The sequence below is a fragment of the Microbispora catharanthi genome, assembly GCF_006334915.2.
In the GTDB taxonomy this organism is placed as follows: Bacteria; Actinomycetota; Actinomycetes; order Streptosporangiales; family Streptosporangiaceae; genus Microbispora; species Microbispora catharanthi.
This window is the reverse complement of sequence record NZ_VDMA02000023.1, coordinates 108,771-127,161: the sequence shown is the minus strand read 5'-3', so window position 1 is coordinate 127,161 and position 18,391 is coordinate 108,771. Positions and strand designations below refer to the sequence as shown.

Here is an 18,391-nt window from a genome sequence, read left to right as displayed (position 1 = left end):
TTCACGCCTGATTGGACCGGCCCACCGGCCCGTTCAGGCGTGAGAAGTGCCGTCAGATGCGGCCGATGTCGGCGGGCAGGTCGAGGGCGAGCACGTGGTCGAAGTGGAGGAAGGTCTCGAACCTGGACCCCGGCGTGACCGACTCGTCGGCCTCCAGGTCGCGCAGCAGGCGTAGCGCCCCGGGCGTGTCGAGGTCGTCGTCCAGCGCCCGCTGAACGCGCTCGGAGTGGGCGTCGTCGATCGGGCGGCTCGGTGACTCCGCCCATTCGGCCACCCGCCGCCGCAGCCGCCGCAGTTCCTCGTCGGCGGCGCGAAGAGCGTCCCAGGTGAGATCGACCGGCCGCCGATAGTGGTGCTCCAGCAGGGCCAGCCGTACGGCGAGGGGATCGAGACCGGCGGCGACGACGCCGGACAGTGGCACGACGTGCCCGGTGCCGGCCGGGCGGCCCTCGAACAGCAGGTGCCCGGAGTGCGCCCAGTGGGCGACGGCCTCCTGACCTGTGGCGGCGTTCGACTGCGCCCGCGCCCTCTCGTGGTGGGGGAAGCACAGGTCGGCTCCGCCCACGTACAGGTCGAAGTGGGGGCCGAGGAACCGCAGCGGCGTGGCCGAGCACTCCACGTCGCGACCGGGGAGACCACGGCCCCAGGGCGCGTCCCAGGCCGCTCCGGCGTCGCCGCCGGCCGAACGCCCCAGGGATGGCGACACCGGCTCCCACAGGGGCCAGTCGGACGCCGAGCCCGGCTTGCCGGAGATCTCGCCGTACGTGGGGAAGGACGCCGCGTCGAAGAACACCGCCCCCTCCGGGGTGGCGTACGCGTGGCCGCGCTCGATGAGCCGCCCGATGAGCTCGATCACCAGGCCCATCGTCTCGCTGGTCCGGGGGGAATGCTCGGGGGCGCGCATGTTGAGCGCGAGCGTGTCGGCGTCGAGAGACGCGCCGTTCGCGTCATGATCGTCACCGTCGTCTCGGTGGACGAGGTCGGAGACGTTGCGGCAGGCGAGCACCCGCAGATTGGCGCGCTCGGCGACGCGGCGGACCAGGTCGGCGAGCAGGGCGGGTCGCAGGTCGGCGAGGCCGGCGGGCCCGTGCGCGGCGCAGGTGTACATCCGCAGGATCCGCGAACCGGCCGGGGCGACGGGCACGACCTGCCGGGTCAGGGTGTCGTGGAGCCGCAACATGCTCCGAGCCTACGTGCTGCCCCCGACATCCCCGCCCCGGCCCCTGAGCCGGAATCAGGTCAGGAAGCGGATGATGTCGCGGTCGCCGCGTTCGCGCAGGCGGTCGAGGACATCCTCGCGGACGGCCCCCTCGGGCAGGCCGATGCGGGCGCCGATGAGACGCAGGCCCTCGGCCTCCGACGCCACCGGAGCGGTGTACCCGATCAGGTGCAGCGCCTGGTTGATCGCGGGCAGCCCGGCCCCCGCCGTGGGCAGGAAGCGGGTCAGCAGCTCGCCGCCGTCGGAGACCGTGAGGAAGACGTGGTCGCCCTCGGACGCGTTGTACTCCGCGAGAAGGTTCCTGATCGAGCCGATGGTCGGCTGGTTGTGCCAGCTGATCACCACCTCGCCCGACGCGGTGGAGGCGGTGAGCTGCCCGCCGGGCGCCATGCCGAGGTGCGCGGCGAAGCCGGTCGGCAGCGGGGAGCCCGAGCCGCGCAGGTGCTCGGCGTTCACGTCGACACGGTGCCACCAGCGGCCGTCCCTGCTGCGGAAGCAGCGGCGGGTCATCGAGACGTCCCGGCGCGGCTGGTACGGCTCGGCCTGGTCCTGGGCGGCCACCCTGATGTAGCCGCGCTGGGTCCGCTCGAACCCGGGCCCTCCGGCGTACGCCCTGATGGAGCTCTCGCTCACGTCGTAGTGGGAGGTCAGGTTGTCCACGACCGTGCTCACGGACGCCTCGCCGCCCGCGCGCTCGATCTCCCGAATGATCATCTCCCGGATGCCGAGGTACTCGTCGCCGCCCCAGCGCCGCAGCCCGTACTTGCTGCGGTCGAGCCGGATGAACCGGTCGTCGGAGGCGAGCTGGTTGCGGATGCCGACGATGCTGTAGTCCTCGCCGATGCGACCCTGGATGTCCTCGGGGGTGAGCGGGGCGTGGGCGACCGCCAGCACGGCCTCCGCCTTGTCGCCCATGCTGCGCGGCCAGGGGACGACGTGGCCGTCCATGACCCGCAGGTGCGGCACCGACGCCAGCCAGCGCTCGGCGACGTCCTCCCGGATGCCGAGCTGGGCGACGAGGGAGACCGCCTCCTCCAGCGGCCGGGGGCCGTCGGCGAACAGCTGCCGCGTCTTCTCCCTGAGCTCGTCCGCGCCGCCCGCGACCAGCCAGCCGTCCACCTGCTCGTACCCGGTCAGCAGCGTACGGACGAACCGCCAGGCGGGGATCGCGAGCGTGATCAGCTCGGTGCGGTGCCACGGCACGGCGGCGGCGACGTCGTCGGCGGGCACGGCCGAGCCCAGCCGGGTGCGCAGCCAGGACAGGTGGGCGTTCAGCGGCGCGGCGGACGGGCCGTTCAGCCAGTCCATCACGTGGTCGCGCAGGTCGCGCTCGATCTGCCGGATCCGCTCGCGGGTGACCGAGAAGCGCTGGGCCAGCTCGTCCAGCGTGGCCCGCTGGGCCTGGCCCGGAGGCTGGGAGGTGTCGAAGTAGAGCCGGTCGCGTGCGATCGCCCGCTGGCGGTCGTCCAGCCGGGCGAAGATCTCGTCGATGACCTCGGGCATCGGCCGCTCGGGAAGGGCCGGCGGGACCGCCGCCCCGGCCGGCTCCTGTGCGGGCTCCGTGGCCAGCAGCTTGTCGATCACGTCGACGTACAGGTCGTGGACGCTCTCCCGGGGGCCGGGCGTCTGGAGGCTCTCCTCCGGGTGGGTGAACCTCAGCAGCGGGAGGACGTCGCCGAGGACCAGGTGCGACCAGCAGGCGGTGGTGAGGTCGGCGAGCCGGGAGGCGACCTGGCCGGTTCCCACTGCCGCGCAGGCCCGGCCGAGGGGAAGCGCCTGCCACCACGCGTCGGGAAGACCGGGGTCGCTCGCGATCGGCTCTACCTGGCTGGGCGCGGTCCAGCGCAGCGGAGGCACGATGTCGCTAAGGCTGAGGTTCATGCAGGTCCAACCGGCAAGGGGAATATATCCGCAGTTCAGACTAGGGGATCGGACGTCAGGCCGGGATGAAGGGACTGGCGCGCCCCGAATAGGACACGTAGAGCAACTCCCCCGCCCGCGTGCACGCCACGTAGAGCAGCCCCCGTTCGCGTTGCAGATCGTGCGCCCGGGCCGTCGGGTCCTCGTCGGCCGGGGTCAGCGCGTCCGGCGCCGGCACGATTCCGTCAGCCACGCCTATCACGGCCACCCGACGGAATTCCAGCCCTTTCATGCCATGAAGGGAGGTGACTTTGACCGTGATGCCCGCTTCGCGTAGTGCGGTGCGGGCGGTACGCACGAGGTCCGGGGTACGCGCGGCCACCGCGATCTGGGCGGTCGGCACGCCCTCCTCCAGCCATTCGGCCACGGTGGAGACGAGCCCGGCCATCTCCGCCTCCGCGTCCACGTACTGGCGCACCATCGGCCGCGCGCCGTAGTCCAGCGCGCGGTAGCCGTACATCGCGGCGTTGCCCGCGACCAGGCCGTCCGCCGGGCCGCCGCCGCGCAGGCGCACTCCCCACGAGAGGATCTCGGCGGGGAGCCGGCGGGAGATCTTCAGACGGAACTGGCGGGCGGGGATGCCGACGTCCGCCAGCGCGACCCGCGTGTCGAACATGCGCTGGTGCGGGTCTCCCACGATGAACAGGTCGTTCGGGGCGGCGGGGACCGCCGCCCGCAGCAGCCGCCACTGGGCCGGGTGCAGGTCCTGCGCCTCGTCCACCACGATGTGCCGGTACGGCTCCCGCCCCGGCGCCTCGTCGCCCAGCAGGTCGCCCACGGCCCGCCCGAGCAGGCCCGCCGCCTCAGAGGCGAGCTGGAGCAGGGTGCGCCGGCCGGACTCGCGCAGGCGCCGTACGACCTGCTGGACGGCCTCCCACACCGTCGTCCTGGCATCGGCGTCGAGCCGGACGCCGCGGCCGGGCCGGGTGGCGGCCTGATACTCCTCCAGCGTCCGCAGGTTCTGCGCGAGGATCACCTGCTCCCACTCGCGCAGCAGGAACGCGCTGCCGAAGCGCCCGACGGCCGCCTCCTGCCACAGCTCGGCCAGGTCGTCGGAGGAGACGAGGGCGGGAGCGCGGCCCTCCGCCTCGGCGACGATGCGGTGCGCGATCCTGTCGACGTTGCCCACCTCGACGCGCTTGCGGACCACCTCGTCCTTGATGATCATGTCGAGCCGCGCGGACAGCTCGGTCGCGAGGCTCTGGGAGAACGTCACCAGCAGCACCGGGCCGGTGGCCGCGCGGGCCAGCAGGGCCGCCCGGTGCAGCGCGATGACCGTCTTCCCGGTGCCCGCGCCCCCGGTGATCAGCACCGGCTGCTCGTACGCCGGCCAGTTGGCGTACGTGTGCTGCGGCGGGTAGAGGAACGTGCACCAGCCGGGCAGCGTGAGGATGCGCTCGAGCTCCGCGGCGTCGGCGGCGAACGCGGCCCGGTCGGGGCTGCGCCGCAGCGCCGCCAGGAGGTCCTCGGGGTCGATCTCGTCGGCGACGCGGGAGCGGCAGGCGTCCAGCTCGCGCCAGGCCGCCGCGAGCGAGCCGCCGCGGGCGAGCGCGGCGAGCGGCGCGTACTGGCTGTACGGGAGCAGCGGCTCCACGGCCGCGAGATGCGACTCCGACGTCATCAGCCGCAGCAGCGGCAGCAGGTGGGCGTCGACGCCGATGTTCAGCAAATCGGCGTCGCACCAGTTCTCGAACAGCGGCCGGCCGCCGGTCTCCGACGCGCGGCGCAGGGCCGGCTCGACCCGCTCCAGGGCCACGGCGTCCCAGGTCTCGACGATCCCGATGGCCGTGTTCACGCCGAACCTGTGCCGCTGCGCGTACGACCACGCCTCGGCGTCCGGCAGCACGGTGAGCAGCCAGTAGACGTCCTCCTGCCGCACCACCACCCCCCGGTGGCGGTCGGCGAGCCGCAGCGTGGCGATGCGGGAATCACGGCAGTTGCGCACCCTCTCGGGGTGCGGCGCGGCGGACGCGTTCAGCAGGAACCGGCGCACCGCGACGGCGACGTCCCGGCGGACCGGCCGGGTGAGCGCGCCGAGCCCGCGCAGGAACTCCGGGGAGATCGCGAGCCGGGGCATCGGCTATCCCAGCAGGGTCAGCAGGTCGCGGTCCCCGCGTTCTCGCAGCCGCGCGAGGAGTTCGGGCCGCCCGACGGGCGCGGTGAGGCCGACGCGCGTCGCGATCACCCGCGCGGCCTGCTCGGGCGTGCCGCTCGGCGCGGTGTAGCCCACCAGGCGCAGCGCGCGGCTCGTCTCGTCGCCGCCGTCCGCCGCCGGCAGGTGCCGTACGCGCAGCATGCCCTCCTCGGACAGGGTCAGGAAGATGTGGCTGCCCTCCTCGGCCGAGACCTCGCTGAGAATGCGCTGGAGGGAGCCCAGGACCGGCCGCGCGTGCCAGGAGAGGCCGACCTCCCCGGCCGCGCTGCGCACCGTGCGGTCCTCGCCCGGCGCCAGACCGACGTACGCCGCGAACCCGCTCGGCAGCGGCACCTCGGCGCCGCGGAGGTGGTCGCCGGAGACGTCGACCCGGAGCCACCATCTGCCGTCCGGCTGCCGGAAGCACCGCCGGGTCAGCGCGACGTCCTTGAGCCCGCCCTGCTGCCCGCCCTGCTGCCGGTCCGGCTGGCGGTCCGCCGTACTGATCTCCGACGCCTTCTGCGCACGCAGTTGCGGCACGCTCTCCAGCCACTGCCTGGCGACGTCGGGACGGACGCCCAGGGAGCCGATCATCTCCAGCGCCTGGGGGACGGTCGGCGGGCGCTCGGCCGAGGCGATCAGGCTCCGCGTCCTCTCCCGCAGTTCCTCGATGTCGCCGGCCACGAGCCAGTCGCCGAAGAGGCGGTATCCGGGGAAGGTGGCGAGCACGAACCGCCAGGCGGGCACCTCCAGCGTGCGCAGTTCGCGCCCGTGCCACTCGGCCGCCGTGACGAACCGCTCCTTCGGCACCGCGGCTCCGAAGGTGTCGGTGAGCCGGGTCAGATGCTCGTTGTACGGCTTCGCCTCCGGCAGCGCGAGCCAGCGGGACAGCCGGTCGCGCAGGGCCGCTTCGAGGTCGTGGATGACGGAGGGATGGACGGCGAGCAGCCTGGCCAGCTGCTCGGGATCGGACGGCTCGTCGGCGAAGACCCGGTTCTGCGCCACCATCCAGGTCTGGTCGTCCAGGTCGCCGAACGCCGCGTCGATCAGCTCGGGGATGTCCGGGGCCTGTTGTTCCGCTACCTGTTCGTCCGGGGGATCCTCCACCGGCTCGGACACCGGTTCGGAGACAGGCTCGGAGACGGGCTCGGAGACAGGCTGGGCCTCCTCGGGGGACATCCGTAAGAACACGGCGCCGAACAGAGCGGTCAGCACGGGGCGGGCCTTGATGAACGGCTGGTCGGCCAGTTCCCGGCCGGACAGCGCGAGCAGGCCGTGCCACGACCCCGCCCGGTCGAGCGCGATCGCGACCTGGGGGTCGTCGGCCTCGTCGGGGTCGAGCACGTGCAGCGCGGGCAGCACGTCGCCGACGGCCGCCGCCGGCCAGTGGTCGAGCGCGAGCTCGGTGAGCAGGTCGCCCAGCGCCTCGGCGCCCAGGACGGCGAGCACCCGGTGCAGGGGCAGCGTCCGCCACCAGGCGTCCGGCAGGCCGGGCCGGTCGGCCAGGGCCGTGATGCGGGCAGCGTCACTCCAGCGCAGCGGTGGCACGAGGTCACTCAGGCAGAAGTTCATGCGTTCCCCATCACTCACAAAGACCAGTCCATAGTCTGGCAAATCGCCCCGTCGTGGTGGAGATGTCAGCGACGTTCTGCGGCGAAACGGAGACGGACGTAGTCGGCCATCCAGCCGGTCTCCCGGCGCAGCGCGGGGGCGGCCAGCTCGTTGACCCGGCGCAGCAGCGGCTCCACGGCCGCCGGGGGGACCCGATCGAGCAGCGAGCCGGCGAACATCCGGACCCAGTCGGCCGCGCCGTTCGGGCACTCGTCGAGCGGGGTGGGGCGGTCGAAATACTCCAGCAGCCGGACCGTGAACCCGCCCTTCTCCAGGCGGTGGGCGTACTCGGCGGGGCTGGGGAAGTACCACGGCAGCTCGGGCTCGGGCAGGCCGTACTCGCGCCAGGCGGTGAGCACGGCGGAGGTCAGGGCCGCGCAGTTGCCCGCGCCGCCCATCTCGGCGACGAACCGGCCGCCCGGCCGCAGCGCCTCCCGCACGCAGTCGATCACCGCGTCGGGGTCGCGGCTCATCCAGTGCAGCGCGGCGTTCGAGAAGACCGCGTCGTACGGCTGGGCGACGGTGAAGTCGTAGCCGTCGCCCACGGTGAAGTCGAGTCCGGGATGGTGCGCGATGGCCTGCTCGATCATGGAGTGGGAGCCGTCGATGCCCAGCACGTGGGCGCCGCGCCTGGCGATGTCGGCGGTGAGCACCCCGGTGCCGCATCCGAGGTCGAGCACGCGCTCACCGGGGCGCGGGTCGAGCAGTTCCACCAGTGGCGCGCCCTGAGCCGAGACGTAGCCGAAGGAGCTGTCGTAGGCGCGAGCGTTCCACCGGGTGAGACTGGGAGTTTCGTACCTCAAGATCGGCTCGCATTCTGACACGTGGTGCCCGGTGTCGGGATTGCCGCAATCTCATGCCGACTTGTGAGACTGCTGGGATAACGACACACTTTACGGCTTCCGTCGCCTCCGCGAGATCGGGAGACTCAGCCGACCATCTGGGCCCAATGCGCGGTCACATATGACTTGGCCTGATCCTGCTCGGGGATGTTCAGGATCACCGGGTCGCCGGACGCCTCCGGCAGCCTGGCGGCGGCGTCCCCGTCCAGCGTGTCGCGCATCTCCATGGCCTCCATCCGGGCGGGCCGCGCGTACGCCTTGAGGAAGAGGTTCTGGCCCTCGTCGGACAGCAGGAACTCCTCCCACAGCCGCGCGGCGGCCGGGTGCGGCGCGTCGGCGCTGATCGCCTGCATGTAGTAGGAGGCGAGCACCTCGTTCTTCGGGATCGTCACTCGCCAGGCCGCCGCGCCGCGGCCGGAGGCGGCCCGCGCGGCGTTCATGTAGTCCCAGTCCACCACCGCGGTCGCCTGGTCGGGCCGGCCGAGCATGCCGCCCTTCTTCAGTCGCGCGAACAGGTCCACGCCCCGCGCGGCGTTCGGCAGTCCGTTGCCGAGCGAGGCGGCCATCACGGCGCTGAACGCCGAGGCCACCCGGCGCGGGTCACCCGGCAGTGCCACGGTCGTCCCCGGCCTGACCAGCGCGCCGTACGACGTGGGGGCGGGGACCTTTCTCGGGTCGTAGCCGATCGACATGTATCCGCCATAGGCGGCGAACCAGCGTCCCCGCTGCTCCTTGGCCTCGTCGGGGATGTCCGCCCAGCCGGCCACGCGGTAGGGCGCGAACAGCTTGGCGTCGGCGACCGCGACCTCCAGGGTGAGATCGAACACGTCCGGCGCCTGATTCGTCCCCTTCAGACGGGCCGCGGTGTCGATCTCCTGCTTGCTGCTCGCCTCGGGCACGATCGAGGTCACCTTGATGCCGTACTTGTCGGAGAAGCGGGCGATGATCTCCTTGTAACCGACCCAGCCGCCCGGCAGGCCCACGACCGTGAGCGCGCCCTCCTTCTTGGCCGCCTCGACGAGCCTGTCCATGGTGCCGAACCCGGACTCCAGGCTGTCGGCCCGGGGGTTCAGGGGCGGCAGCGGCTTGTCCGACGACGACGGCTTCGAGCACGCGGAGGCCGTGAACAGGAGGACGGCCGCCGAGGACATCGTCACGACGCAGGCACGTATGGTCACGCCGCGTATGCTCCCCGCGTCGCGGCGGTCGTTCGCGGCGGCGCGCTGGGGCATTACCGAGTCGGCGTCCGCACCATGCACGCCGATTACTGGGCGCGCGGATTACCGGGCAGGCGGCGCGGGCGGCACGACCTTGGCGGCGGCCAGGGTGTCCTCGGCGATCTCTACGAGGCTTCCGTCCCGTTTCCGCACGGTGAGCACGCCGTCGTGCCAGGATTCCAACACGCCGACGGCGTCCCGGTGCCCGCCGGGCACTCTGCGTCGCGTCGTCACCCGTTTGCCCACGTCGGCGGGGGTGATGGCGATCACGAGACGGGCTCCGAAACGAGGGGCCACGACGATTGCCCCCCTCCTGTTCCGGCTAGTCGGCAGGCACCGCAATACTAGGGCTAGCAACCCGCGGTCGAGCCGTGCAACCCAGAAGGAGCCCGAGGTGACGTACGTCATCGCGCAGCCTTGCGTGGACGTCCTGGACAAGGCGTGCATCGAGGAGTGCCCCGTCGATTGCATCTACGAGGGCGAACGCATGCTCTACATCCACCCCGACGAGTGCGTGGACTGCGGTGCGTGCGAGCCGGTGTGCCCCGTAGAGGCGATTTTCTACGAGGACGACCTTCCCGAGCAGTGGAAGGACTTCTACAAGGCCAACGTCGATTTCTTCGAGGAGCTGGGCTCGCCCGGCGGCGCCTCGAAGGTCGGAAAGATCAACAAGGACCACCCGCTCGTCGCGGCGCTCCCGCCGCAGGGCGAGGACCACTGACCGACGCCTGATCAGCGCGGTCCGTGACGACTGGGGGATTTTCTTTGCTTGCGTTGCCGGACTTCCCATGGGATCGGCTCGTGCCCTATCAGGACCTGGCGCGGGCGCATCCCGGCGGGATCGTCGACCTGTCGGTCGGCACGCCGGTCGACCCGGTGCCCCCGGTCGCTCGTGAGGCGCTCGCCGCCGCCGCGGACAGCCCCGGCTATCCCCTGACGTACGGCACGCCGCGGCTGCGTGAGGCGGCCGCGGGCTGGCTGCGGCGGCGGCACGGCGTCACGATCGACCCCGCCGACGTGCTGCCGACCATCGGCTCCAAGGAACTGGTGGCCTGGCTGCCGACGCTGCTCGGCGTGCGGCCCGGCGAGCGCGTGGTCTTCCCCGAGCTCGCCTATCCGACGTACGACGTGGGTGCGAGGCTGGCCGGGGCCGAGCCCTACGCGACCGACGGGCTCCTCGCGCTGGGCCCCGAGCGGGTGCCCCTCGTCTGGGTGAACTCGCCGTCCAACCCCACCGGGCGCGTCCTGCCCGCCGAGCACCTGCGCAAGGTCGTCGCGTGGGCGCGCGAGCGCGGCGCGGTCGTCGCGTCCGACGAGTGCTACATCGAGCTGGGCTGGGAGGAGCACCCGGTCTCCGTCCTCCACCCGGACGTGTGCGAGGGCTCCCACGAGAACCTGCTCGCGGTCCACTCGCTGTCGAAGCGGTCGAACTTCGCCGGATACCGCGCCGGCTTCGTCGCCGGCGACCCCCGGCTCGTACGGCGGCTGCTGGAGGTGCGCAAGCACGCCGGCATGATGATGCCCGCCCCGGTCCAGGCCGCGACGGTGGCCGTGCTCGACGACGACGCGCACGCCGACGCGCAGCGGGAGCGGTACGCCCGGCGCAGGGCGGTGCTGCGGCCCGCGCTGGAGCGGGCCGGCTGGCGGGTCGAGCACTCGGCCGCCGGGCTCTACCTGTGGGCCACCGACGGCACCGGCTGCTGGGACCAGGTGCGCGCCCTGGCCGAGAGGGGCATCCTCGTCGCGCCGGGCGAGTTCTACGGCGCCGCCGGGCGCGGTCACGTCCGCATCGCCGTCACCGCCACGGACGAGCGCGTCGATGCGGCGGTGAGCCGCCTCCAGTAGGATCGCCCGCCATGACGACAGCGATCGTGATCGTGCTGGGCCTCGCCACGGTCGTCGTCGTGCTGGGCGCCGTCGCCGCGACCCGGCGCACCCGTGCGCGCGAGCCGGTCCGCACGCCGCCCGCCGCTCCGGGAGAGTCGCCGGCGCGTGACCCCGAGGCCGATCCCGACTTCTTCGACCCCCGCACGATCAAGGTGGGGGACACCGTCTACGTGGAGGCCGCCCGCTATCGGGCCGTCGGCGCCCTGCACTGCACGATGCAGGGCGAGAAGTGGACGGAGTACCTGCTGGACGAGGGCGCCCGGCGCTACAACTGGCTGTCGGTCGAGGAACGGCCGGGCAAGGAGGGCGAGCCCCTCCACCTGGAGGTCCTGTTGTGGACCGACGTGCCGACCCAGGGCATGGTGCCGGCCAGGCACATGCTCATCGTGGACGGTCTGGAGTTCTATCCCATCGAGCGCGGCACGGCCGCCTTCCGCTCCGAGGGGACCACCGGGCTGCCCGAGCGCGGCCTGCTCGACTTCGCCGACTACCGGGCCGGCGACGGCCGCCTGCTGTCGTTCCAGCGTGTGCAGGGCGGCCAGTGGGAGGCGTCCTACGCCCGACCGCTCACTCCGGGGTCCATCCGGGTGGATCGGCTTCCCTGATCGCACGGGTAGGTTCTGCTTGTGGAACGGCGCCTTACCAAACCTGTCGTGACCGTCATGGTCATCGTCGTCCTGCTGGGCGCCGCCATCTTCTACGGCGCCTATCACCTGCTGAAGCGGACCGAACCGTTCGCTCTGGGCGAACACTGCATGATCAAGACCCCCGGCGGCACGCTCGACCTCGACATCGAGCAGGCCCAGATGGCCGCGACCATCGCCGCCGTCGCGGTGCGGCGCAAGCTGCCCGAGCGCGCCCTTCAGATCGCCTACATCACGGCGATCCAGGAGTCCAAACTGGCCAACCTGCCGTACGGCGACCGCGACTCGGTGGGCGTGTTCCAGCAACGGCCCTCGCAGGGCTGGGGGACGGCCGAGCAGTTGCAGGACCCGGTCTACGCGGCGCGGAAGTTCTTCGCCGCCCTGGAGAAGGTGAAGCACTACCGGACCCTGCCGCTGCACGAGGCGGCCCAGGCCGTGCAGCGCTCCGCCGACGGCTCGGCCTACGCCGAGCACGAGTACAACGCCAAGATCCTCTCGGCGGCGTTCATCGGGCGCGTGCCCCAGGCCGTGCACTGCTGGTACCCGCCGTCCGACAAGCCGGTCACGCCGCAGACCGAGACCGCGCGCAAGCAGCTCGTGCGCGCGCTCGGCACGGACTCCGCGCCCAAGCGCGGCTGGCTGGTCGCCGCCTGGTATGTCACCCACGCACAGAAGTACGGCCTGCGCCAGGTGCGCTTCGAGGGTGTCACCTGGACGGCCGCCAGCGGCCACGACGGCTGGCGCAAGGCCACCAAGCCCGTCGCCACCGTGCAGGTCGCGTGAACCCGTGGATTAGGGTCGGATGGCATGCGGCTTGACCTTGCCCAGGACGTGGGCGCGCTGACGGCGCAACTGGTGGACATCGAATCGGTGAGCGGCGCGGAGAAGGCGCTGGCCGACGCCGTCGAGGAGGCGCTCGATCCGCTGCCGCACCTGACGGTGCTGCGGGACGGTGACGCGGTGGTGGCGCGGACCGACCTCGGCCGGGCCGAGCGTGTGGTGATCGCCGGGCACATCGACACGGTCCCGGTGGCGGACAACCTGCCCAGCAGGGTCGAGGACGGCGTGCTGTACGGCTGCGGGACGTCCGACATGAAGAGCGGCGTGGCCGTCCAGCTCAAGCTCTGCCTGCTGGCCGAGCCGAACCGCGACCTGACCTTCGTCTTCTACGACTGCGAGGAGATCGAGGCCGAGCGGAGCGGCCTGCTGCGGCTCACCCGCACCCATCCCGAATGGATCACGGGTGACTTCGCGGTCGTGATGGAGCCGACCGACGGGCTGATCGAGGGCGGCTGCCAGGGCACGTTGCGCGCCGAGATCACGGTGAAGGGTGTGCGCGCGCACAGCGCCCGGTCGTGGGAGGGCGTCAACGCCGTCCACGGCATCGCGCCGGTCCTGGAGACCCTCGGCCGGTACGAGGCGCGGCGCCCGGTGGTGGACGGCCTCCAGTTCCGCGAGGGGCTCAACGCGGTGGGCGTACGCGGCGGGGTCGCCGGGAATGTGATCCCGGACGAGTGCGTCGTGACCGTGAACTACCGCTTCGCCCCCGACCGCACGCTGGAGGAGGCGTTCGCCCACGTCCAGGAGGTCTTCGACGGCTTCGACGTGCGGCTCACCGACGGCGCGCCGGGCGCGCGGCCGGGGCTGACCCACCCCGTCGCCGCGGCGTTCGCCGCCGCGATCGGCGGCACGCCCCGGGCCAAGCTCGGCTGGACCGACGTCGCGCGGTTCTCCGCGCTCGGGATGCCCGCCGTCAATTGCGGCCCGGGCAACCCCGACATCGCGCACACGGCGGGGGAGAACGTGAGCCTGGACAAGATCGTCGAGAGTGAGCGCCGGATGACGGCCTGGCTGGCCGAATAGCCCGTAGATAGAAGAAAGTGGCTTTCCTCGCCGGCCATTTGGCGGGGAAAGCCACTTTCGTCCCGAGCAGCACCCTCATTCCTTAGACGGAGCCTCGGCGAAGACCGGTTCCAGGTTCCCGGGAATGTTTTCAAGATTCTTCAGGGTGTTGAAGGTGCCCTCCCGCCGCACCGTGTGCCAGCGCAAGCGCACCCCGAGAACGGCCGTGGCGACGGACTGGATGACCACCAGGTACATCAGCTGCCGGTAGACGAACTGCTGCAGGGGGAGCACCCACAGCGCCGACGCCCGTTCTCCGTCCAGACGCAGCGCGTACCACCCGCTGAGGGCCTGGGCGGTGACGAATCCGGCCCAGACCGCGACGACGGGCAGCGGGTCTGCCACCGCCACGCTGTAGACGGCCATGATGTCGACGACCGGGGCCAGCAGCGGGAGGATCACCTGGAAAAGCGTGAGATACCCGAGGCACCGGCGGCCGAACGGTCCTCGCTCCAGCACCGCCCCGCGGTGCTTCCACATCGCCTGCAGAGTGCCGTAGCACCAGCGGTAGCGCTGGCGCCACAGTTGCCGCAGCGAGGTGGGCGCCTCGGTCCACGCCCGGGCCCGTTCCTCGTAGACGACCCGCCAGCCCGCCCGGCAGATCGCCATCGTGAGGTCGGTGTCCTCGGCGAGGGTGTCGAGGCTGACGCCGCCGACCGACAGCAGCGCCTGCCGGCGGAAGGCGCCGATCGCGCCGGGCACCGTCGCCATGCAGCCGAGCAGGTCGAAGGCGCGCCGGTCGAGGTTGAACCCGATGACGTACTCGATGTGCTGCCATCGGCCGATCATGCCGCGGCGGTTGCCGACCTTCGTGTTGCCGCTGACCGCGCCCACGGAGGGGTCGGCGAGCGGTTGGATGAGGTTCCCGATGGTCGACGGCTCGAAGACGGTGTCGCCGTCCACCATGATCAGGATGTCGTGTGAGGCGTGGGCGATGCCGGTGTTGAGCGCGGCGGGCTTGCCGCCGTTGGGCTGACGGATGACGCGTACGCCGGGCAGATTCAGCGAGGCGGCGATCTCCGCCGTGCGGTCGCTGGAGCCGTCGTCCACGACCAGCACCTCGACCTGCCCCGGGTAGTCCGTCGTCACGAGCGAGCGGACCGTCGCCTCGATCCCCGCCTCCTCGTTGTACGCGGGGACGATCACGGACACGGCCGGAGGGGCCGGCCACAAGGGAACGCGGTCGCGCCTGCGCCTGGGGGTGTTCTCCGGGCGCCTGCGGCGGGTCCTGCGGGCGTGGACCCAGGCCAGCGAGACGAAGAACGCCAGGCGGGCGAGAGTGAGCACGCCTGCGACGGAGAGGATCCAGCCCAGCGAGCCGGTGAAGGCGGCCGAGACCCGCTGGGCGATGGCGAGAACGCTCCCGAGGAAGCGCTCGGCGGTCCCGGCGGGTGTGTGGGCCGAAGGCAGCCCGGCGGCCTTCGTGAGCGTGGTGGCCGAGTAGCCCCTCTTCTTCAGTGCGTCCAGCAAGGCGTCGACGGCGGCCACAGTCCGGCTCCGGTCGCCTCCGGCGTCGTGGAACATGACCACCGCGCCCCGGCCCCGGGTCGGGAGTGTGTCCCTCACCATCCGGTCGACGGCGGGACGGCTCCAGTCCCGCGAGTCGAGGTCGGTGAGTGCCACCAGGTATCCCTCGTCCCCGAGTACGTGCATGGCCGCGAGCTGGGCGCCGCCGACCGCCGACGGCGAGGAGGAGTACGGCAGGCGCGCCAGGCGCGTGTGCACCCCCGTCGTGCCCGCGAGGACCTTCTGCGTGAGGGACATCTCCAGCCGGGTGCGCCAGAGCGGGGTGGTCGTCAGGTCGGCGTGGGTGTAGGTGTGGTTGCCGAGCTCGTGACCCTCCGCGAGGATCCTGCGGACCAGCTCGGGGTGCTCGGCCGCGTGGGCGCCCACTACGAAGAAGGTCGCCTTTGCGCCGTGCCTGCGCAGCACGTCGAGGATCCGAGGGGTCCACTTCGGGTCGGGGCCGTCGTCGAAGGTCAGCGCGATCGTCCGGGCGGCCGTACGCACGGTGCGAGGGCGCGGGCCCGAGGCGTTCACGACCGGCCCGCCCGAGCGCACCCGGTCGAGCTCGGCGGAGTGCTCCTCGCCCGCGGGAGGGGGCGCGTGCGTCTCGCCGACGACGTTGTGCGCGAAGCCGTTGAGCAGCAGCGCGCCGGCCGTCAGCAGGGCCGCGATCGCCACGAGGAACCAGTGGCCGCGGGGGTCGGCCCGCTTGCCGCGTCGTCCTGTCATCACCGTGTGCTCACCCTCTTCACTTGGGTCCGCGCGTCCGGCTGACCTGACCCGGCGGTGTGCCGCCGTGGCCGGGGTTCGCCGTCGGCGCTTCCGTGACCTCGGGCGACGGTTCCGCGGACGGTCCCGCCGTCTCGGACGGCGAGGGCCGCCGGGTCGGCGCCGAGGAGGGGACGCGGGACGGGACGGAGGACGGGGACGCGGACGGGCGGGGCGGCCGGGAGGAGGACGGCCGAGCGGCGGGCGAGGTGGCCGTCCGCGTGGGGCGGGCGCCGGGCGTCGGCCCCGGAGGCTGGGCGGAGGTGCTCATCTCCGGCGAGGGGGAGGGGCTCGGCGAGCGCGACTGCGGATGCGCCGCGTCCGGTCGACCACCCTGCCCCGGCCAGTTCAGCGCGGGGAGGCCGGAGCCGCCGACCATGCCGCCGAGCACGCCGACCAGCAGAGTCACCGTGAGAGCCGTGACCAGCACTCCGGTGACGATCGCGGTGACGGTCAGCACCTTGCTTCTGCGACCGCTGTGGTCGACGAAGACGGCTGTGCTCGTGGGGTGTGGCTCTCTCACGGGTTCCGATGTTATTGAGGCTGGGCTGATGTTTGGGACGCAATACGACGTTTGGGGCATAACTAATCGGGTAATTCGCGCGTCTTGCACCCTTCCCGATCCCGAGCGTTAGCGTGACCGTCATGAACCACACCCGACCCGAACGCCGGCAGGGTCCGTCGCTGGTCCGCGGCGGCCTCGTCCCCGAATCCACTCACGACCAGCGCCTGCTCGACCGTCGCGGCCCCACCGGCTGGCTGCACGAGGATCCCTGGCGGGTCCTGCGCATCCAGTCGGAGTTCGTCGAGGGCTTCGGCGCCCTCGCCGACCTTCCTCCGGCGGTGACCGTCTTCGGCTCGGCCCGCACCGGTCCCGACACCCCCGAGTACGAACTCGGGGTGAAGGTCGGCGCGGCGCTCGCCAAGGCGGGCTACGCGGTGATCACCGGCGGCGGCCCCGGGGTGATGGAGGCGGCCAACAGGGGCGCGCTGGAGGCCGGCGGCGTCTCGGTCGGCCTCGGCATCGAGCTGCCGCACGAACAGCGCCTCAACGACTATGTGGACCTCGGCATCGAGTTCCGCTACTTCTTCGTGCGCAAGACGATGTTCGTCAAGTACGCCAGCGGGTTCGTGGCCCTGCCCGGCGGATTCGGAACGCTCGACGAGCTGTTCGAGGCGCTGACCCTGGTGCAGACGCGGAAGGTCACGTCGTTCCCGGTGATCATGATGGGCGTCTCGTTCTGGTCGCCGCTGATCGACTGGATCCGCGACACGCTGCTGGTCAGCGGGAAGATCTCGCCGCAGGACGTCGAGCTGGTCTCGGTCACCGACGACCCCGACGAGGCCGTACGCCTCATCGTGGAGGCCGACCGGCGCTCCGCAACTCAGTAGGGTTGCGACGTGTTCGTCTGCGTGTACTGCTCGTCCAGCCAGAAGATCGACCGCAAGTACGTCGACCTCGCCCGGGAGGTGGGCGCCGAACTGGCCCGCCGCGGCCACGGCCTCGTGAGCGGGGGCGCCATCGTCTCCTGTATGGGCGAGGTCGCCCGGGCCGTCCGCGACGGCGGCGGCCACACGGTCGGGGTCATCCCCCAGGCCCTCGTCGACGTCGAGATCGCCGACACCGACTCCGACGAGCTGATCGTCACCGCCGACATGCGCGAGCGCAAGGGGGTCATGGACGCCAGGTCCGACGCGTTCCTCGTGCTTCCGGGCGGCATCGGCACCTTGGAGGAGCTGTTCGAGATCTGGACCACCCGGGTGCTCGGCATGCACGAGCGGCCGCTGGTCGTGCTCGACCCGTGGGGCCTGTACGGGCCGCTGCGCGACCTGGTCGACGGCATGTACGAGCAGGGCTTCACACGGCCGAACGTGTTCGACGCGATCTCGTGGGCGACCACGGTGGAGGAGGCGCTCGACATGCTGGAGCAGCCCGCCCTCCACCTCAGCCCCACGGGCGAGGAACTCGGCGAGAGCTAAGAGGGCTACTAGGCGAGGCCGCGGCGGGTCAGGGCGGGGGGCCGGAGGCCCAGCAGGGCCTCGGTCATGTCGAGGGCCTGCCGCACGTCGTGGGACGTCCGGAAGACGCTCGCGCCCGCCCAGGCGTAGGCAGCGGCGGCCGCGATCGCCTCGGTCTCGTCGCCGGGGAGCGTCACCACGACGGTGTGTCCCGCCCGGGCCAGCGCGGACACCTCCGGCAGCGAGGCGGCCTCGACCCAGCCGGACTCGATCTCGTCGCCGGGCCCGATCACGCGCGTCATGCTTCCATGCTCGCATGGAGAAGAGTTGTGGCACGATTCGTATGTGCTGGTCGTACTCGTCATCGCCGGACTCGCCGTGATCGCCTGTGTGGTCATGGTCTCGCTTGGACACGGCGGCGAGATGGCGGAGTTTCCCCCTGACGTGCCGCCGCTCGAACTGCCCGCGGCCGGCCAGATGACTCCCGCCGACCTGATCGCGCTTCAGCTTCCGATCGGTCTCGTGGGCTACAGCACCCAGGCGGTGGACGAGACGCTGCATCGCGTCTCGGTCGCGCTCGGGGAGCGCGACACTCGCATCGCGGTGCTGGAGCAGCGCGTGACCGAGTTATCGTACGCGCGGCTGCAGGCACGCGAGGAGACGAAGCAGGCCGAAACGAAGCAGGCCGAGGACTCCGAGCGTGAGCCGGAAGTGTCCTCGGCGACGGCCCGCGAGGGCTGGGACGGCGACCGCGCCGACGCGGAAGAGGCATGGTGACAGCG

At 72.0% G+C, this 18,391-nt stretch carries 18 protein-coding genes; 8 read left to right on the top strand and 10 right to left on the bottom strand.

The window, feature by feature from the left end; translation table 11 throughout:
• Window positions 1-52: 52 nt before the first annotated feature.
• The 7 genes from FH610_RS33960 to FH610_RS33930 form a co-directional block, all read right to left on the bottom strand.
• Window positions 53-1,180, bottom strand: coding sequence for a cysteine--tRNA ligase (locus FH610_RS33960; protein ID WP_139579319.1), 1,128 nt, complete (start codon window positions 1,178-1,180; stop codon window positions 53-55).
• Between the two features lie 54 nt (window positions 1,181-1,234).
• The gene (locus tag FH610_RS33955; RefSeq protein ID WP_139579318.1) at window positions 1,235-3,100 is read right to left on the bottom strand and encodes a sigma factor-like helix-turn-helix DNA-binding protein; all 1,866 of its coding nucleotides are present in this window, start codon (window positions 3,098-3,100) and stop codon (window positions 1,235-1,237) included.
• A gap of 55 nt (window positions 3,101-3,155) precedes the next feature.
• On the bottom strand, window positions 3,156-5,216 hold the full coding sequence (locus FH610_RS33950) for a UvrD-helicase domain-containing protein (RefSeq protein WP_139579317.1): 2,061 nt from the start codon (window positions 5,214-5,216) through the stop codon (window positions 3,156-3,158).
• 3 nt (window positions 5,217-5,219) lie between these two features.
• Window positions 5,220-6,845, bottom strand: coding sequence for a hypothetical protein (locus FH610_RS33945; protein ID WP_139579316.1), 1,626 nt, complete (start codon window positions 6,843-6,845; stop codon window positions 5,220-5,222).
• Window positions 6,846-6,910: 65 nt separating this feature from the next.
• A complete protein-coding gene (locus tag FH610_RS33940) occupies window positions 6,911-7,687 on the bottom strand; it encodes a class I SAM-dependent methyltransferase (RefSeq protein WP_139579315.1) in 777 nt (258 codons plus the stop codon).
• Window positions 7,688-7,812: 125 nt separating this feature from the next.
• Window positions 7,813-8,904, bottom strand: a complete 1,092-nt coding sequence (locus FH610_RS33935) for an ABC transporter substrate-binding protein (protein ID WP_205826262.1) — start codon at window positions 8,902-8,904, stop codon at window positions 7,813-7,815.
• 102 nt (window positions 8,905-9,006) lie between these two features.
• The gene (locus FH610_RS33930) at window positions 9,007-9,213 is read right to left on the bottom strand and encodes a putative acetyltransferase (RefSeq protein ID WP_240809362.1); all 207 of its coding nucleotides are present in this window, start codon (window positions 9,211-9,213) and stop codon (window positions 9,007-9,009) included.
• 124 nt (window positions 9,214-9,337) lie between these two features.
• Between FH610_RS33930 and fdxA the strand changes: the two genes are divergently transcribed.
• From fdxA to dapE, 5 genes are read left to right on the top strand one after another with little or no spacing between them, the layout of a single operon-like run.
• Window positions 9,338-9,664 (top strand): ferredoxin, encoded by a 327-nt coding sequence (gene fdxA, locus FH610_RS33925; protein ID WP_030507471.1) that lies wholly within the window; start codon window positions 9,338-9,340, stop codon window positions 9,662-9,664.
• A gap of 44 nt (window positions 9,665-9,708) precedes the next feature.
• Window positions 9,709-10,788: a succinyldiaminopimelate transaminase gene (gene dapC, locus FH610_RS33920; RefSeq protein WP_139579313.1), complete on the top strand. Its 1,080-nt coding sequence runs from the start codon at window positions 9,709-9,711 to the stop codon at window positions 10,786-10,788.
• Window positions 10,789-10,799: 11 nt separating this feature from the next.
• Window positions 10,800-11,435 (top strand): DUF4178 domain-containing protein, encoded by a 636-nt coding sequence (locus FH610_RS33915; RefSeq protein WP_139579312.1) that lies wholly within the window; start codon window positions 10,800-10,802, stop codon window positions 11,433-11,435.
• A gap of 57 nt (window positions 11,436-11,492) precedes the next feature.
• Entirely contained in the window at window positions 11,493-12,257 is a 765-nt protein-coding gene (locus FH610_RS33910) for a hypothetical protein (RefSeq protein ID WP_338104613.1), read from the top strand.
• Window positions 12,258-12,281: 24 nt separating this feature from the next.
• Window positions 12,282-13,337 (top strand): succinyl-diaminopimelate desuccinylase, encoded by a 1,056-nt coding sequence (dapE, locus tag FH610_RS33905; RefSeq protein WP_139579310.1) that lies wholly within the window; start codon window positions 12,282-12,284, stop codon window positions 13,335-13,337.
• Window positions 13,338-13,412: 75 nt separating this feature from the next.
• On the opposite strand, the gene FH610_RS33900 is transcribed toward dapE, so the two are convergent.
• Both FH610_RS33900 and FH610_RS33895 read right to left on the bottom strand, forming a co-directional pair.
• Entirely contained in the window at window positions 13,413-15,611 is a 2,199-nt protein-coding gene (locus tag FH610_RS33900; protein ID WP_139579309.1) for a bifunctional polysaccharide deacetylase/glycosyltransferase family 2 protein, read from the bottom strand.
• 19 nt (window positions 15,612-15,630) lie between these two features.
• Complete coding sequence (locus tag FH610_RS33895) at window positions 15,631-16,173, bottom strand: hypothetical protein (protein WP_139579308.1); 543 nt, start codon at window positions 16,171-16,173, stop codon at window positions 15,631-15,633.
• A gap of 122 nt (window positions 16,174-16,295) precedes the next feature.
• On the opposite strand from FH610_RS33895, the gene FH610_RS33890 reads away from it, so the two are divergent.
• Complete coding sequence (locus tag FH610_RS33890) at window positions 16,296-17,042, top strand: LOG family protein (protein WP_139579307.1); 747 nt, start codon at window positions 16,296-16,298, stop codon at window positions 17,040-17,042.
• A 9-nt stretch (window positions 17,043-17,051) separates the two neighbouring features.
• Window positions 17,052-17,630 carry an LOG family protein gene (locus FH610_RS33885; RefSeq protein ID WP_139579306.1) on the top strand — a complete coding sequence of 193 codons (579 nt, stop codon included), beginning with the start codon at window positions 17,052-17,054 and terminating at the stop codon, window positions 17,628-17,630.
• An 8-nt stretch (window positions 17,631-17,638) separates the two neighbouring features.
• Here the strand turns inward: FH610_RS33885 and FH610_RS43980 are convergent, their stop codons facing one another.
• The gene (locus tag FH610_RS43980; RefSeq protein ID WP_205826260.1) at window positions 17,639-17,911 is read right to left on the bottom strand and encodes a hypothetical protein; all 273 of its coding nucleotides are present in this window, start codon (window positions 17,909-17,911) and stop codon (window positions 17,639-17,641) included.
• Between the two features lie 43 nt (window positions 17,912-17,954).
• On the opposite strand from FH610_RS43980, the gene FH610_RS33875 reads away from it, so the two are divergent.
• Window positions 17,955-18,386: a hypothetical protein gene (locus FH610_RS33875; RefSeq protein ID WP_139579305.1), complete on the top strand. Its 432-nt coding sequence runs from the start codon at window positions 17,955-17,957 to the stop codon at window positions 18,384-18,386.
• Window positions 18,387-18,391 lie beyond the last annotated feature (5 nt).